The sequence below is a fragment of the Micromonospora lupini genome (genome assembly GCF_026342015.1).
Taxonomy (GTDB): Bacteria; Actinomycetota; Actinomycetes; order Mycobacteriales; family Micromonosporaceae; genus Micromonospora; species Micromonospora lupini_B.
On record NZ_JAPENL010000001.1, the window covers coordinates 2,010,218 to 2,026,297 of the forward strand.

General features: G+C 69.4%; 8 protein-coding genes. 6 read left to right on the top strand and 2 right to left on the bottom strand.

Going from position 1 to position 16,080, the window contains the following annotated elements:
* Positions 1 to 443: 443 nt before the first annotated feature.
* Complete coding sequence (locus tag OOJ91_RS08830; RefSeq protein WP_439117032.1) at positions 444 to 4,355, top strand: Pls/PosA family non-ribosomal peptide synthetase; 3,912 nt, start codon at positions 444 to 446, stop codon at positions 4,353 to 4,355.
* Positions 4,352 to 5,692 (top strand): M1 family metallopeptidase, encoded by a 1,341-nt coding sequence (locus OOJ91_RS08835; RefSeq protein WP_266245316.1) that lies wholly within the window; start codon positions 4,352 to 4,354, stop codon positions 5,690 to 5,692. Before OOJ91_RS08830 ends, OOJ91_RS08835 begins: the two co-directional genes overlap by 4 nt.
* Before the next feature lie 78 nt (positions 5,693 to 5,770).
* Here OOJ91_RS08835 and OOJ91_RS08840 read toward each other — a convergent pair whose 3' ends face one another.
* Positions 5,771 to 7,072 (bottom strand): low temperature requirement protein A, encoded by a 1,302-nt coding sequence (locus tag OOJ91_RS08840; protein ID WP_266244154.1) that lies wholly within the window; start codon positions 7,070 to 7,072, stop codon positions 5,771 to 5,773.
* A gap of 277 nt (positions 7,073 to 7,349) precedes the next feature.
* Between OOJ91_RS08840 and OOJ91_RS08845 the strand changes: the two genes are divergently transcribed.
* Complete coding sequence (locus OOJ91_RS08845; protein ID WP_266244155.1) at positions 7,350 to 9,494, top strand: hypothetical protein; 2,145 nt, start codon at positions 7,350 to 7,352, stop codon at positions 9,492 to 9,494.
* A 166-nt stretch (positions 9,495 to 9,660) separates the two neighbouring features.
* Here OOJ91_RS08845 and OOJ91_RS08850 read toward each other — a convergent pair whose 3' ends face one another.
* Positions 9,661 to 10,350 carry a DUF998 domain-containing protein gene (locus OOJ91_RS08850; protein ID WP_266244156.1) on the bottom strand — a complete coding sequence of 230 codons (690 nt, stop codon included), beginning with the start codon at positions 10,348 to 10,350 and terminating at the stop codon, positions 9,661 to 9,663.
* Between the two features lie 218 nt (positions 10,351 to 10,568).
* On the opposite strand from OOJ91_RS08850, the gene OOJ91_RS08855 reads away from it, so the two are divergent.
* The 3 genes from OOJ91_RS08855 (at position 10,569) to OOJ91_RS08865 (ending at position 16,070) form a co-directional block, all read left to right on the top strand.
* Positions 10,569 to 11,345: an alpha/beta fold hydrolase gene (locus OOJ91_RS08855; RefSeq protein WP_266244157.1), complete on the top strand. Its 777-nt coding sequence runs from the start codon at positions 10,569 to 10,571 to the stop codon at positions 11,343 to 11,345.
* A 124-nt stretch (positions 11,346 to 11,469) separates the two neighbouring features.
* Positions 11,470 to 14,307, top strand: a complete 2,838-nt coding sequence (locus OOJ91_RS08860) for an ATP-binding protein (RefSeq protein ID WP_266244158.1) — start codon at positions 11,470 to 11,472, stop codon at positions 14,305 to 14,307.
* A gap of 512 nt (positions 14,308 to 14,819) precedes the next feature.
* A complete protein-coding gene (locus tag OOJ91_RS08865; RefSeq protein ID WP_266244159.1) occupies positions 14,820 to 16,070 on the top strand; it encodes a hypothetical protein in 1,251 nt (416 codons plus the stop codon).
* Positions 16,071 to 16,080: the final 10 nt, after the last annotated feature.

Below are 16,080 nucleotides of genomic sequence, written 5' to 3' on the forward strand. Positions count from 1 at the left end.
GCTTCGACCAGCTCGGCGTAGGTCAGGTCACCCGCGCCGTCGACCACCGCCGCGGGCCGGCGCCGGATTTGCGCGACGATTCGATGCCACAGTGGACCCTTCCCCACGGGCGATGTGTGCGGATGGCGATGGCCTGACTCGTGAAGGGCTCCCTGGGGTCTTGCGGATGAACACCGGCAGGCGCTCGGAAGGACCTTGATCACGGGCGCGTTCACCCTGGTGAACACCACGGCCCACCGGCCAACGCTGTACCCGAGTGTGCTCGGCCGGCGGCATGTCGCGCCGATCGACGTTCCCGCAACGAGTCCGTGTGGTGGTGGACACGAACCCGTCGCCTGCGGCCGGGTGCGACGTAGCGTTGAGGGCTGCCCAGGGCCGATCCGCAGACGGCATGCCTGGTCGACGCCGATCCGCGAGACGAAAATGGTGAACGCCGGGTGCCCGTGACGAGTGAACCCCAGGTGGTCGCGCTACCGCCGTCAGCTGCCGCACCGACGATCCCTGCGGTGTTCCGATCCGCCTCGGCCCCGGCCCGCCGCACGCTTGTCGACATTCTCGACGACTCCGCGGGCGCGCACGGAGACGCCTGTGCGCTCGACAGCGGTGCCACCGCGCTGACGTACCGCGACCTGGCCGGTGAGGTCGAGGCCGTCCGCAGGACGCTTGCCGGGCACGGCATCGGTGTCGGCGACCGCGTGGGCGTCCGGATCTCATCCGGTACGGCCGAGCTGTACCTGGCGATCCTCGGCGTTCTCGCGGCGGGTGCTGCCTACGTGCCTGTCGACGCGGACGATCCCGAGGAACGCGCCGAACTCGTCTTCGCCGAGGCGGGGGTCGTCGCAGTGCTTGGTGACGGCCTGGCGGTGTCGCTGCGTCGTACCCCCGTGGGTCGGGTCGGTAGGCCCGGCCCGGCCGACGACGCCTGGATCATCTTCACCTCCGGCTCGACGGGCACCCCGAAGGGTGTGGCGGTCAGCCACGGCGCGGCTGCGGCTTTCGTGGACGCCGAGGCGCGGTTGTTCCTCGCCGACGAGGCAAGCGAGGCGATCGGCCCGCAGGACCGGGTCCTGGCCGGGCTGTCGGTGGCCTTCGACGCGTCCTGCGAGGAGATGTGGCTGGCGTGGCGGCACGGCGCGTGTCTGGTGCCGGCCGCGCGGTCGCTGGTCCGCAGCGGCGTCGACCTCGGTCCCTGGCTGGCCGAGCAGCGCATCTCGGTGGTGTCGACGGTCCCGACGCTTGCCGCGCTGTGGCCGGTCGAGGCGCTGGAGGAGGTCCGGCTGCTGATCTTCGGTGGCGAGGCCTGCCCACCGGAGCTGGCGCAGCGCCTGGCCGTCGAGGGCCGCGAGGTCTGGAACACCTACGGGCCGACCGAGGCGACAGTGGTCGCCTGCGCCGCGCGGATGACAGGCGAGGGACCGGTCCGCATCGGGCTGCCGCTGGCCGGCTGGGAGCTCGCCGTTGTCGACGGGTCAGGCGCTCCGGTGGCGATGGGCGAGACCGGCGAGCTGGTCATCGGCGGGGTGGGACTCGCCCGCTACCTGGACCCGGGCAAGGACGCCGAGAAGTTCGCGGCGCTGCCCTCGCTCGGCTGGCAGCGGGCGTACCGCAGCGGTGACATCGTCCGGGCGGAGCCCGAAGGGCTCCTGTTCGTCGGCCGCGGTGACGAACAGGTGAAACTCGGCGGACGCCGCATCGAGCTGGGTGAGATCGACGCCGCGCTGCAGGCGCTGCCCGACGTCGCCGGCGCCGCCGCGGCGGTGCAGCGCACCGCCGCGGGCAACCAACTACTGGTGGGGTACGTGGTTCCGCACGACGGCGTCACCTTCGACGCGGCGTCGGCGGCGCTGCGGATCCGTGAGCAACTGCCGGCCGCGCTCGTGCCGCTGCTGGCCGTGGTGGATGCGCTGCCGACCCGGACGTCGGGCAAGGTGGATCGGGCCGCGCTGCCGTGGCCGCTGGCCACCCCCCAGGACACCGCGGGTGACCTGACCGCGACGGAGGAATGGCTCGCCGGTGGTTGGGCGGAGATCCTTGGCGTACGTCCCACCGAGGCCGATGCGGACTTCTTCAATCACGGCGGCGGGAGCCTGAACGCGGCGCAACTTGTGGCGTGGATCCGGCGCCGGCACCCGCGGGTGTCGGTGGCCGACATCTACCTGCACCCGAAACTGTCGCGGCTCGCGGCGGTGCTCGACGCGCTCGACACCACGGCGGCGACGCGCCGGGAGGTCCGGCCGACGCCGAGGCGTGCCGGGTTGATCCAGGCCGCGATGGTGGTGCCGATGCTGGCGCTGGTCGGGCTGCGCTGGCTGACAGTCCTGGCCGCCCTGGGCAACGTCCTCGCCCTGCTCGCGCCGGCGCCCTGGGCACCTGTCGTGTCCTGGTGGTGGGTGGCGCTGGGCTGGCTTGTGCTGTTCAGCCCGCTCGGCCGGATCGCAGTGGCCGCCACCGGAGCGCGACTACTACTGCGCGGGGTACGCCCCGGCAGCTACCCACGCGGTGGCGGCGTGCACCTGCGGCTGTGGGCCGCCGAACGCCTCGCCGAGCTGACCGGTGCGACAAGCGTCGCCGGGGCATCCTGGATGATCACGTACGCCCGGGCCCTCGGCGCGCAGGTCGGGGCCGACGTCGACCTGCACTCCGCGCCGCCGGTGACCGGCCTGCTGAAGCTCGGGCGCGGCGCGGCGATCGAACCGGAGGTCGATCTGTCCGGCCACTGGGTCGACGGCGATGTCGTCCGCATCGGCAGGGTTCGCGTCGGCGCCGACGCCCGGGTCGGGTCCCGCAGCACCCTGATGCCTGGCGCTCGGATCGGCAGGGGCGCGCGCGTCGCCGCGGGCTCGACGGTGGCCGGCGCCGTGCCGGCCAACCAGCACTGGGCCGGCTCACCTGCCGCGGCAGCAGTAGCCAAGGATTCAGACGGGTGGCCCGGGCAGCGTCCCCCACGATCGCGGATGGGTGCACGCCTCTGGCCGCTCGCGTACGCGATGACAGCCCAGTTGTTGGGGCTGGTCCCGGTCGTGGCCGCCCTGCCGGCACTCGCCCTGATCGGGTGGACGCTTGCCGTCCGACCAGCGGTCGGCGCGGTGCTTGCCGCCGTCGCGGTGGCGACCGTCGCCTACGTCGTGGGCTACGCGCTGCTGGTACTCGGGGCCGTCCGGGCGCTCAGCGTCGGCCTGCGCGCCGGATACCACCAGGTGCAGGGGCGGGTGGCGTGGCAGGTGTGGACGACCGAGCGGTTGATGGGGATGGCCAGGGTCGGGCTGTTCCCGCTCTACGCCAGCCTCTTCACGCCGGTGTGGCTTCGACTGCTGGGCGCCACGGTGGGGCGCGGGGTGGAGGCATCCACGGTGCTCGCACTGCCGGCGATGACAACTGTCGCCGACGGGGCCTTCCTGGCCGACGACACAATGGTCGCGACGTACGAGCTGAGCCACGGGTGGTTGCGGGTAGCCCCGGCCCGCATCGGTAAGCAGGCGTTCCTCGGCAATTCGGGAATGGCGGCGCCCGGGCGGTCGGTGCCGAAGCGGGGCCTGGTCGGGGTGTTGTCGTCGGCGCCGTTCAAGGCGAAGAAGGGGTCGTCGTGGCTCGGCGCACCGCCGATGCCGCTGCGCCGGACTGTGGAAGCAGCCGACACCAGCCGCACCTTCGACCCGCCATTCCGGCTGAAGCTGGCCCGGGCCGCGATCGAGCTGTGCCGGATCGTTCCGGTGATGTGCGCCGGTGCCCTGGCGATCGGCGTCCTGGCCGTACTCGCGCTCGTCTGGCGGACCGCCGGGTGGTGGGCGGCCGCGTTTACCGCCGGGCCGGTGCTGCTGGGCGCCGCGATCGTCGCCGCCGCCGCCGCGACGGCCGCGAAGTGGCTGCTGGTCGGGCGCTTCCGGGTCGCCGAGCGCGCGCTGTGGACCTCCTTCGTCTGGCGCAACGAACTCGCGGACACGTTCGTCGAGGTCCTCGCCGCGCCGTGGCTGGTGCGCTTCGCCACCGGCACGCCACTGCTCACGGCGTGGCTGCGCACGCTCGGCGCGAAGATCGGCCGGGGCGTCTGGCTGGAAACCTACTGGCTGCCCGAGTACGACCTGGTGCGACTCGGCGACGGCGCGACTGTGAACCGCGGTTGTGTGGTGCAGACCCACCTGTTCCATGATCGGGTGATGAGCATGGACGAGGTGACACTGGGCGTGGGCGCCGCGCTGGGCCCGCACGGCATCGTCCTGCCGGGCGCGAGCATCGGCGCGCGGACCACAGTCGGGCCCGGTTCGCTGGTGACCCGCGGCGACGCTGTGCCGTGCGACAGCCGGTGGTGGGGCAATCCGATCACCACCTGGTCGGCGCCAGCGGCACGGTCGGCATGAATCCGAACGTGTCGGCGTCGAGCGGCGCAACGCCAGGCGCCGCCCACTCCGGCGACTCCTACCTGCCCGAGCACGGCAACGGCGGCTACCGGGTGCTGCACTACGACCTGGACCTCGACTACCGGGTCGTGTCGAACAGGCTCGCTGGCCGGGCGGACATCACCGCGGCGGCGGTGCAGTCGCTCTCCCGGTTCACCCTCGATCTCGGTCGGCTGCGCGTGCAGGACGTCCGGGTGGACGGGCGCCCGGCGAAGTACCTGCACCGGCCGGACAAGCTGCAGATCAAACCCGAGCGGCCGATCGGCGCCGGGGACACCTTCCGGGTGGAGATCCGGTACGCGGGAAAGCCGGTGCCCATCTCCGGCCGGTGGGGCGAGCTGGGGTGGGAGGAACTCACCGACGGGGTGCTCGTGGCCAGCCAGCCGAACGGATCGCCGTCGTGGTTCCCGTGTGACGACCAGCCCGGCGCCAAGGCCACCTTCCGCGTGGCGGTCACGACCTCCTCCCCGTACACGGTGCTGGTGACTGGTGATCCGGTGCTCCAGCGCCGTGGCGCGGGCGGCACGACGTGGGTGTACGAGCGCCGCGAGCCCACCTCGCCGTACCTGATGAGCGTCCAGATCGGACGCTACGAGGTGGTGGATCTGGGGGTTGGTGACGTGGTGCAGCGCGCGGCGATTCCGCCCGCGCTGCGCAGGAACGCCGCCCACGACTTCGCCCGCCACGGCGAGATCATGTCGGCGCTGCAGCGGCTCTTCGGGCCGTACCCCTTCAAGCAGTACGTGGTCGTGGTCGCCGACGACGACCTGGACGATCCCGTCGAAGCGCAGGGCATGGCGGTCTTCGGAAGAAACCACGTCGACGGGCGGCGCACTCACGAGCGGCTCGTCGTGCACGAGCTGGCCCACCAGTGGTTCGGCAACAGCCTCACGGTGGCCGACTGGCGGCACATCTGGCTCAACGAGGGCTTCGCCACGTACGCCGAGTGGCTGTGGTCAGGCGTCTGCGGCGACCTGCCGACGGACGCCCTGGCCACGCGGTGGTACGCGTGGGTCGCGGCTCGCCCGCGCCACGTCGTCGTCGCGGATCCCGGCGTCGAGCGGATGTTCGATCCGCTTGTCTACAAGCGCGGCGCGCTGACTGTGCACGCCCTGCGCAAGAGGGTAGGCGACGAGTCGTTCTTCGCGCTGCTGCGAGCCTGGGTCGCCGAGCACTCACACGCGACGGTGACGACCGGGCAGTTCAGGCTGCACGCTCAGCGCTTCGCCCGCGAGCCCCTGGACGATCTGTTCGCCGCCTGGCTCGACAGCCCGACGCTGCCTCCCCCACCGCGCTGACCACGTCGGCCGCGACCACCCCGCACGTTCGTGTGGGTCAGGCGACGGACCCTTGCGCCGGCCGCGGCGTGTCTGCGTTCACTGTCGCAGATTGGGCGGGTGCGGCCGTTCGGGCGGTCTTCCCCTGGCGTGGATGGCGTCGGTGGCGGCGATGCCGGCGAGGACGACGACTGTGGTGACGGCCACGGCCAACGGCGGCAGGAACATCATGACTGGCGAGGCGGCGGCGAGCGCGATCGCGCCGAGGATCCGTGAATGCGACACCCGGTCGAACACCGCTCGTTCCACCAGGGCTCGTCCGATCAGGAACAGCATCGGTCCGCCGAGGACAACGAGAATCCACGCCGCGTTGGTGTGCCCGAACGGGTGTTCGATCACGATTTCGTATCCGACGGCGACGGCGACGATTCCGGCCACCATGAGGACGTGGGCGAGGAACGCCTGCCGAATGAGGTGAGCAGGCTCAGCGGCAGCTTTGATCGCTTCGGGCAACAGCTGGCCCGCCCGGAAGAGGTAGACGCGGAACAGCAGCACGGTGGTAATGAATGCGACCGCGAAGGCCGCCGCGGCGCCGACGTGCCGGAAGGATGTGTCGCTGTAGGCCGAGCCGGTCGTCAGAATCAGTTCGCCGAGAGCGATGATGAAGAATTGTCGGTAGCGCTCGGACAGATACTCGGCCAGGACCGGCCACTGCTGTTGGGTCGGACGGGACCACGGCGCGGGATAGAACAGCAGCAGTGCCGCGCAGTCGATGGCGATCGCGAGCGTCCACAACAGCCCGCGGGCCAGGCCCGTCCCGATCGCGCCGGCGATCCACGGTACGGCCGACAACGTGAACCAGAAGAACACCCCGGCCGCCCGACGTTGCGCCTCGTGGCCGCGCAGGATCGGCACGATGATCAGCCCACGGATGATGTGGACCCCGACGTACGCGCTGGCGAAGGCCAGACCGCTGTCACCGAACGCGTGCGGCACCGCGACCGCCATCACCAGCGCGCCGAGCATGGCCGTGTAGACCAGCAATTGGAGCTGCGGCCTCTGCGGATCGTAGAGATCGGTGACCCACGCCGTGACGAACCACAGCACCATGAAGGCCAGCAGCAACAGCAGCGTCTCGCCGGCCTCGACGAGGACGACCCGCCGCTCGGTGAGTTCCTCGACCAGTCGCTGTGAGACCCGATTGAGAGCAAAGACGAAAACCAGGTCGAAGAAGAGTTCCAGCAGACTTGGTCGCTGCGGTTGCCCCGGCTTTCGCAGCAGCGCTGCTGCCCTTGTCGACATGGGCCGCCCATTTCTGCCGGCTTCGCCTGTCCGAGTATTGGTACCACGCTCGGGAGGTCGTCGAGTCGATACCCGAAAGAATGCCCGTGGACCACACACCTTTCGAAAGTCGTCGCGATCCCTTCTTTCCGCTGCGCGCGTCCGCCACCCCCGCGACCGGCGGTGATTCCGCGCTGGCCGCCGGCACGCCCACCCACAGCTCACGGTTGTTCCTCCCTGCACGGGGTACGCCCGCTGCGCCATGCGGGCGCCGTCGGATCAGCCGAGCGGGTCGGTGTGCGCCGCGTACACGCCGGGGGGCCGGTACCGGATGGATCAGCGAGGGGCGGGCGGGCGCGCTGGGGCTGGCGGCCTGGTGCAGCTTCGGGTGCACGGGGTGTCCGCCATCGGCCCGGACGACCTGCTGGATCGACCGCACGTGCAACAGGTGGCAGGTGACCACCGCGGCGGCTTCTACCGACCCCGCCCGGGTAACCACGAGGGTGGCGACGCGGACGGCGTGACGCTGGAGGCGTACCGCTGGAACAACCTGCCTGCTGGCACCGCGGCGCGAACCCTGTCGATGGTGATCCTGCTGCCCTTCATGCTGATCAACCTCGCCATCTGGATGCGTCCGGCCGGTGCGCGCTCCGACCCGGTGATCAAGGCGCTGTGCCGGTTGTTGGCACTCACCCTCACCGGGATGTACGTGCTGAGCATCGTCGGGATCGCGCTTGACGTGATCGCGTGGAAGTGCATGTCCTCGCCCGAATGTCTGGCCGGACGCAGTTGGCTCTCCTGGCTCGGGGGCCGTCCGGCGGGACTGCGCCTCGCGGTGCTCGCGCTCGCTCCGGCTGCGGCAATCGGTCTGCTGTGGGGGCTCAGCGCTCGCCCGACACTTCCGTTCTCCGTCTCCGGTGCCGCCAACCAGACCTTGTCGGCGCACCGGCTCACCGCCGTCGGCCGCTGGGACAACGAGCCGCTGGTCGGCCGACTGCGCTCGATTCACGTCGCGGCGGCCTTCGCCACGCTGGACCTCAGCCTGCTCGGCGCCCGGGCCGCTCAGGGTCTCTCGATCGGCACCGTCGCGCTGACGGCGGGTGCCGGGCTTCTGCTGATCACGTGTGCGATCCTGCTCTGCACTCCACCCCTGACAGCGCCCGCGGACAGGCGGCTCGACCGCCTGGTCAGCGTGCTGCGCACGATCGCCCTCGGCCTGACCGTGCTGGTCTGGATCCACGTTCTGTTCAGCTCCGCCTCCTGGCCGGAGCGCAACGGGCTACCCGGCTACAACCTGACAGTCGTCGGGCTGTTCATCGGCCAGGCGGTGTTGCTGGCTGCCCTGGGGGCGGTGCTGTTCTGGCACCGGGATCGACAGCCGGACGGAGCGCTGTCGCTCGGGTTCGGCGCCCTGGCGGCGTCCGTCGCCGCGATCAGCCTGGCGCTCACCTTCTCCGCCGAACTCGCCTATCGGGTGTCCGATGTCCTGAACAGAGGCGCACCGACCGCTGAGGCGCTCGTCACCAGCCCTCCGCGTGCCTGCATCTGGGCGATTCTCGGCTTCACGCTTGCGGTGCTGGCGACGCTTGTCGTCGCCGGCGTGGCATCGCTGGTGTCCCGACCGGGACGGAAACGCGCCGCGGCGTCGATAGTCGCTCGTGACTTCCCGGACGCGCCGAACGATGCCGGGCCACGGCTGCGGCAGGTGCGCAAGGCCATCGCGCACGCCCGGTTCACCGAGCGGCTGGTGCCGCTCGCGGTGCTCTACGCCTGCCTGGCCGGAATCGGCATGACGATGGTCGCGCTCGGCCTGCTGCCGACACCTCCGGGCGACCTGATCCAGCGGTACGTGGGACTGCCGGCCAGCTTCGTGGACTTCGGCATCGGTGTCGGCAGCTACCTGATCGCCGCGATCATCGTCGGACTGGTCATCGGCGGGATCTTCGCCCACCGCACCCCCGGATTCCGCCGGTACGTGGGCGTGCTGTGGGATCTGGGCACATTCTGGCCCAGAGCCGCGCACCCGTTCGCACCCCCCTGCTACGCCGAACGGGCCGTTCCCGAACTGACCTGCCGAATCACCCACCTCGTCGATTCCGGCAATACGGTGGTGCTCAGCGGACACAGCCACGGCTCCGTCCTGCTCGCCGCGACAGTGCTTCAGCTGCCGCCACGGGTCACCGAACGGATTGCCCTGCTGACCCACGGCTCGCCCCTTCGCCGGTTGTACGCACGGCTCTTCCCCGCGTACGTCAACGACGAGGTGATTCACGAGGTCGCCGACCGCGTCGACTGGCGGTGGGTGAACCTGTGGCGGGACACCGACCCCATCGGCGGCCGCGTTTTCCCCCCGCCGCGAACCGACGAGGCACCCGGCGCAGCCGGCCGGGAGGCGACTGTGGACCGACGGCTTCGCGACCCACACGACGTCATCGCTCCGGCTGGCGACCTCTTTCCACCAGCGGTCAAGGGACACAGCCCCTGCGAATCCGACGAGGCGTTCGACGAGTGGGCGAGGAACCTCGCCGACCGCATCCGCTGAGCAGGCACTGACCCACACTCGGACCGTTCGCCCGTTGGTGGCCCACCGGGCGCACGGGTCTGGCGCAACGTCACCAGCGGCATACGGGGTTGGCTTCGCCGGCATCGCCCAGAAGCCGGCTTGTCCGAGCCCGGTCCTGAGCGACCCCGACGACGGTAGGGATGCCTCAGCCGCCGAGCGTGTCGCGCCGCAGTCGCAGCGTGACGGCCGTCAGCCAGAGCCAACCGAGTCCTATCGCGGCGGTGAAGGCGATGTTGACGGGTGCCTTGCCGGCTCCCGAGGCGATGCCGACGAACGCGGCCAGAAAGAAGACACCCATGCAACGGCTGAGGACTGCCCAGCCGCGGTGTCCGCCCCGGCTGAAATGACGGGCCATGACGAAGCAGGCGACGACGAAGCCCACGAAGCCCACGAAACCGCACAGCAGATGCAGCAGACCGTGCCAACTGACCGGACCAGGTCCATCGGGCGTACCGGCGGGAAACCCGAAGGACGGGTCGGCGGTGAATGCGGCGGCACCGATGAAGCTCACCCCGTAGAGCGCGATGAGGCGTGGTGCCCACCGGCCGCCCGGCTTCCCGCGTAGGCAGTCGCGGACTCCGACCGCGCCGAGGATGGTGAGCACACCGGCGAGCAGGAAGTTGGTGACCTGGATCCACCCCAGGGCGCCATTACTCAGAAGGCTCACCGCGTGCTGCCGGATGTCGAAGCCGTCGCGGAGGATCGCCTGGGCCGTGGCGACCACGACGTACAACGGGCCAGCGAGGGCCCCGTACGACAGCAGGACGCGGGCGCCTCTCGAAGACGTGGCGGGGAAGAACGTCCGGATCCGGGCCGGCGCCAGGGTCTGGTTCATGGACTGCTCCTTAGGTCGACAACGATCATCGAATTGGCTGAGGTTCGCCACCCAAGCCTCGTCCGGCGACGGATCCGGGTCATCCGTACGGACCACGGAACCCGCCGCCTACGGGGCTGGGGAGCACCCAGACCGATCTCCGTGGTGACCACGGATGCCATCGACCCCGCCGACGTCCAGGCTCATTCCAGGCAATCCGACGTCAAGGAGACAACAACGTGAGCAGGACAATCTCAGCCGACGGAACCAGCATCGCCTTCGACCGAGTGGGACAGGGCCCCGCACTCATCATCGTCGGCGGTGGACCAACCGATCGATCCGCCAACAACCAACTGGTCGAATTGCTGGCTCCGAACTTCACGGTGTTCAACTACGACCGGCGCGGACACGGCGGCAGCGGCGATACCAGACCGTACGCCGTCAGCCGTGAGTACGAAGACCTCGAAGCGCTTATCCACGAGGCCGGCCAGGCCGTCCACATGTACGGCACGTCAGGCGGCGGCATGATCGCCCTGGAGGCGGCCGCGCGTGGGCTCGCCATCAACAGGCTGGCGGTCTGGGAACCTCCGTACATCGTCGACGACAGCCGCGCTCCGGTGCCCGCCGACTACCAGCAGCAGCTCGTCGACCTGCTCGCCGAGAACCGCCGAGGAGACATGGTCGAACTGTTCTTCACCACAGCAGTCGGCATGCCCGCCGAGCATGTCACCCCGATGCGTCAAATGCCGTTCTGGAAAGACACCGAAGCTGTCGCACACACCCTCGTGTACGACGCGATGATCACCGGCGACTTCTCCCTACCCGCCGAACGAATCGCTAACGTGCCGGTACCAACCCTGGTGGTCGATGGCGGAACCACCCCGTGGCTCACTGCGGCCGCTGGCGCTCTGGCAGACGTCGTCCCCAACGTGCGACGAGCCACCCTGTCCGGCCAACCACACAACGTCGACGCCGCCGCCATCGCACCGACGCTCGCCGAGTTCCTCGTCGACTGAAGGCAGGTGGCCGTCTCGGGCAGCACACCCGCCAACTCCCGAGCAGCAGGACGCGGGCTGACGAGCCCGCGCCCTGCTGGGCGTCAGGACCGAAATCTCGGTAGACGTCCGTCATGATGATGCGGTGCAGACGCCACCTGTCCCCGCGATAACCGCGCGCGAGGCCGAGGTTCTCGACGCGCTCGCGGACCGTTTGTCGAACGCCGAGATAGCGGCCGACTTTCACCTCTCGGTGCGCACTGTGGAGAGTCACGTCGCGTCGCTCCTTCGCAAGCTGGGTGCCCAGACTCGCCGCGACCTGGCGACGCTGGCCCAACGTGCCCGGACGACACGCGCCGTGGTCGAACCCATCTCGCCCGGCCGAACGACGCCCGTTCCGGCCGCCGCGACCGAGATCCTCCGGTCCGAGCCCGAACCCGCGTCGCCAGCGCCCCGGGTGGTCGGGCTGCCGCGCGTGGCCACCACCTTCGTGGGCCGCGGTCAGGAGCACGACGATGTTCTCCGGCAGTTGGCACACAACCGCCTCATCACACTCCTCGGTCCCGGTGGCGTCGGCAAGACCCGCCTGGCGGCGGTCATCGCGGAAAGCGCCGCTCCGGCATTTCCGGCTGGCTGCGCCTTCGTGGATCTGGTTCCCGTCCGGGACGGTTTCGTCGCTCAGGCCGTGGCCGCGGCATTCGGGGCGACCGCACGTGCCGGTGTGGCACTCGAAGACGTCATCTGCGAACGCCTCGGTCGGGAACGGGTCCTCCTGGTCCTGGACAACTGCGAGCACCTGCCTGACGCGGTGGCAGGCTTCGCGGAGCGGATTCTGGCAGCCTGTCCGGGAGTACGGCTGCTTCTCACCAGCCGCGAACGCCTCGGGGTGGCCGGCGAGCAGGTTGTCGCTGTGGCGCCGCTGCCGTTGGGTTCCGACGCCGAAGCGCTCTTCCAGGATCGCGCCACCGCTGCGGATCCTGAGTTTGCCGCCGACCCTGCGACGATTTCCGAAATCTGCGCCCAGCTCGACGGCATACCGCTGGCCATCGAGCTCGCCGCCGCCCGCAGTGCCTCGCTTGGCGCGAACGGCCTGACCGCCGGGCTGCACGACCTGCTGCGCCTGCTGGCGGGCGGGCGCGGCGGCAGCGAGCGCCATCGTTCCCTGAGCGCCATCATCGGCTGGAGCCACGAACTGCTCACCGATGAGGAGCAGCGGCTCTTTCGCCGGCTCGCCATCTTCCTCGGCCAGTTCGACCTCGACGCGGCCGAAGCAGTTGCCGGCGACCTCGGCCGGGGGGCCGTAGCCGACGTCCTTGGGCATCTCGTCGACAAGAGCCTGATCGTGCACCAGCGTGGCGGCGCGGGCCGATGGCGCATGCTGCAGACGGTACGTGCATTCGCGGCCGACCGACTGTCGGCGAGCGCCGAACATACCGACGTACGCGTGCGGTACCTGAATTGGGCGAAAGCGTCGGCTACTCAACTAGAAGCGCAACTGGGCGGCGATTGGCGTCCAGGCTTCGACGCGATCGTGGACGACCTGCGCGTGGCGCTGATTGACAGACCAGACAACTGCACGACGGTAGCGCACCAGTTGGCGCGGAGCCTGGGACACCTCAGTTACGCGCGGAGATTTATCGCGGACTCGCTGTCCCACTACCTACTGGCAGCAGAACTCGCCCCGACTCCCATCGAGGCCGCCCGAGATCTACGGGACGCGGCAGCTTGCTCCCTGGACACCATCTCTGGTGACCAGGTCTTCCAACTGCTGTTGGCTTCGGCAGAGCGGTCCGCAGCGGGAGGCGACGGCAACGCCCAGGCCACCGCCATGGCCCGCGCGGTCGAGATGGCCGGCCGCTTCCCGGCATCGTTTCCTGAGGACATCGCGCATCATCGGCTGCGCCGCCTGCTCGACGACGCGATCGCCGTCGGAGACCAACGACAACCGGTTGTCGCGGCAAGCATCGCCGCTGCCGCTGTCTGGATCGCCAACGAGGAGAAGTTCAACCCCGACCCGGAATTGGCCGCCGTCGCCGAGGCCACCGCGAAGGCAACAGGCGACCCCGTCCTCATCAGCGCGAGCCTCGACGGGGTCGGCACCGCGGCCTCCCTGGCCGGTCGCCGCCGGGAGGCTCACCAACTGACCCGCCAACGCCTGGAACTGATCGAGGCGATGGACCGCAACGCCCCACACTCGGCAGTGGAGATCATTGACACCCTCCACGTGGCGACGACCGATGCGATCGCCATAGGTGACCTGCGCGCGGCAATGGCAGCCGCCCGACTTATCGAGAATGACGACCTCATCGGTGACCACCCGTACCTGGCAGCCAGCCGGCTCATCCCGACGTTGGTGCTGATCGGGGAATTCGACAAGGCTCTGCGGAGTGCCACTCGAATGTGGGACGGCTGGGAGCGACTCGGCCGTCCGGCTGCGGGATGGCTCACGCCTGCCGTCGCCGCAATCGCCCTCGCACACGGACTGCGGGGCGACATGGGTCGGTTCAGGTTGTGGCGTTCGCGCACCGCCGACGTCGCCGGTGCGGCCTACGCCGCACAGGTCCGACTGACGTCGTTCGGCACCTTCGTCGACGCCCGGGTGGCGATCCAGCTCAACGACAAGCTTGACGCGGTGGAGAAGGTGAAACGAGCGTTCGCCGCGTTCCCACGCGGGCGGTATGAGGCTTATGCCCAGGCCGCTGGCGCGGAACTGGCCGTGATAGCCGGGCTACCCGACGCCGCCGAACGGTTGACGGCCGCTGCGGCCGCCACGACGGAGAGCTATTGGGCCGCCGCCTGCATAGCCCGCGCTAACGGTCGCTACCACAACGACCAGGACGCTCTCATCGCATCGGTCGACGGATGGGAACAGATCGGCGCACGGTTCGAACGCGCCTGCACCTTGCTCCTGATCCCTCATCGGGCCGCCGAGGGCCGGGCCGAACTACTTTCGCGCCAGATGCCAACGCCGCCGCAATCCTAGATGTGGTCAAATCCGTGGAGAAATAGCTGGGGTTCACCGCTCTCAGAGCGGCCGGCGCGGTGGCGACGACGTGCAGGTCGGGTTTGATCTGGGTAGTGGTGGCGTGTCCCCGGCGGTAAGGGCGTCCGGCGTAGGCGCGGGCTACCCCGTAGCCGAAGTGCCGCTCGACCCAGGTAAGGGTGGTATGACGCCGCCAATACTTTTCGTGAGCAGGAATAGCGGTTTGGTCAACTGGGGTCGAAGCTCTCCGGCCCGCTCCGTTATCCAATGACCGAGATGAACGTGCAGCCGTCAGATTGAATCTCGCCACTCATGTCCTCGTGAGCAGGTCAGTCAGTCGACGTGGGCGCAGGCCGTATCGCTCGCGATCTTCGGCGCTGAGCTCCACCACGCCGTCGGCGCCGGAGTCGGCCATCCGACCGGCCACAGGATGGCTCGTGCCGCACCACCGCGGGCAAGATGGCACTCGAGATCTCCGCCGGCCGCACCGCCGATGAGGGGAGGAGCCGCCGATGGCAGTGACCAAGTTCTTCGTCCTGGTGGCCGGGTACGACTACGAAGGCCGTGGCAGCGAGACGGGTCTCGCGTTCGGGACCATGTGCACCGGCCGGGTCAGGGAACGCATCGAGACCATCAACGGCAGCGTGGGTGAGCCGGACGCCCTGGTCACAGTGGACACCACGCTGCGGTTTCTGCGCTTCTCCGTGGAGACCGGCAAGATCGAGGTGATTGATCGGGCGTTCGTCGCGGGCCAGGGTGTCAAGCGGACGACGGTGGCGGAGCGGGACTGGAAGCCGCTCAGCTCCGTCGGGACCGGCGATGCGTTCGACCCCGCGGTCTTCGCGAGCAAAGGCCCGTTCCGCGCCATCGACGTGGCTTCGGACTACACCCAGCTGGACAAGAAACAACCTCGTTTCAAACAGGACGGCACCACGAGCGGCATCATGTCGATCGCCGACGTCTATCGCTCGGTGCACAATGCTCCGGACGGCTCGGTCCTCGAGGTGAGTTTCTTCTCCCACGGCTGGATCGAAGGGCCGATCCTCGTCAACAGCTCCAATCTGTTGCGGGATCCCAAGCTCCGGGACACCACCGACAAGGACGGACGCGCGTCGATCGACTTCAACGTCACCATGGGTGAGCCGGCCGACGGCACAGTTACCTCGATCTCGCGCCTGTTCCGGTTCATGGCCAGTTTCGATCCCCGGGGCGTCATGCGCGCCTGGGGCTGCAACTTCGACATCGAAGTGAGCCTGCTCCTGCAAGTGATCAAGCGGCTCAAGAAGCAGAAAGCCGCCGTCCGCGACGACACGGTCATCGAGCTCGAGTTCGAGGACAAGTGGCTCGCGCGCTACGGGGTCGTCGACCCGGGCCCGGCCCCGGTGTTCTTCCCGGCCGACCAGACAGTCAAGAGCTTCTCCAGAACGTTCGGCGACGTGAAGCGATTCGTCCGGCGACGGCTGGCAAGGGGCTATGCGTTCAAGTTCGTCGAGTCGAGCCCGATGCTGGCCGGCTTCGGCGCGCTGCCGGGGACCTCGGGCGACGACGAGAGGTCCGGTTTCTTCATGATGCGGGTGTGTGAACGCCAGGGCAAGAAGACCGGCCCATCGAACAAGATCCTCGAGTGCCCGGACGGCTACGGGTTGGTCTTCCGGTTCTACAAGACCCACCTGGGCGTCGAGGTGGACAGAAAGGGTTACGGGATCTTCGACGTGACCACGGTCCAAAGGCTGAACGCGGAGATCACCGCGGGAACTCCCTAGGCGCGGGAAC

Bases quoted from the DNA above. Each gene is read 5' to 3' on its own strand.
- OOJ91_RS08835 (WP_266245316.1), top strand. From the start codon at position 4,352: ATGAATCCGAACGTGTCGGCGTCGAGCGGCGCAACGCCAGGCGCCGCC.
- OOJ91_RS08865 (WP_266244159.1), top strand. From the start codon at position 14,820: ATGGCAGTGACCAAGTTCTTCGTCCTGGTGGCCGGGTACGACTACGAA.
- OOJ91_RS08850 (WP_266244156.1), bottom strand. From the start codon at position 10,350: ATGAACCAGACCCTGGCGCCGGCCCGGATCCGGACGTTCTTCCCCGCC.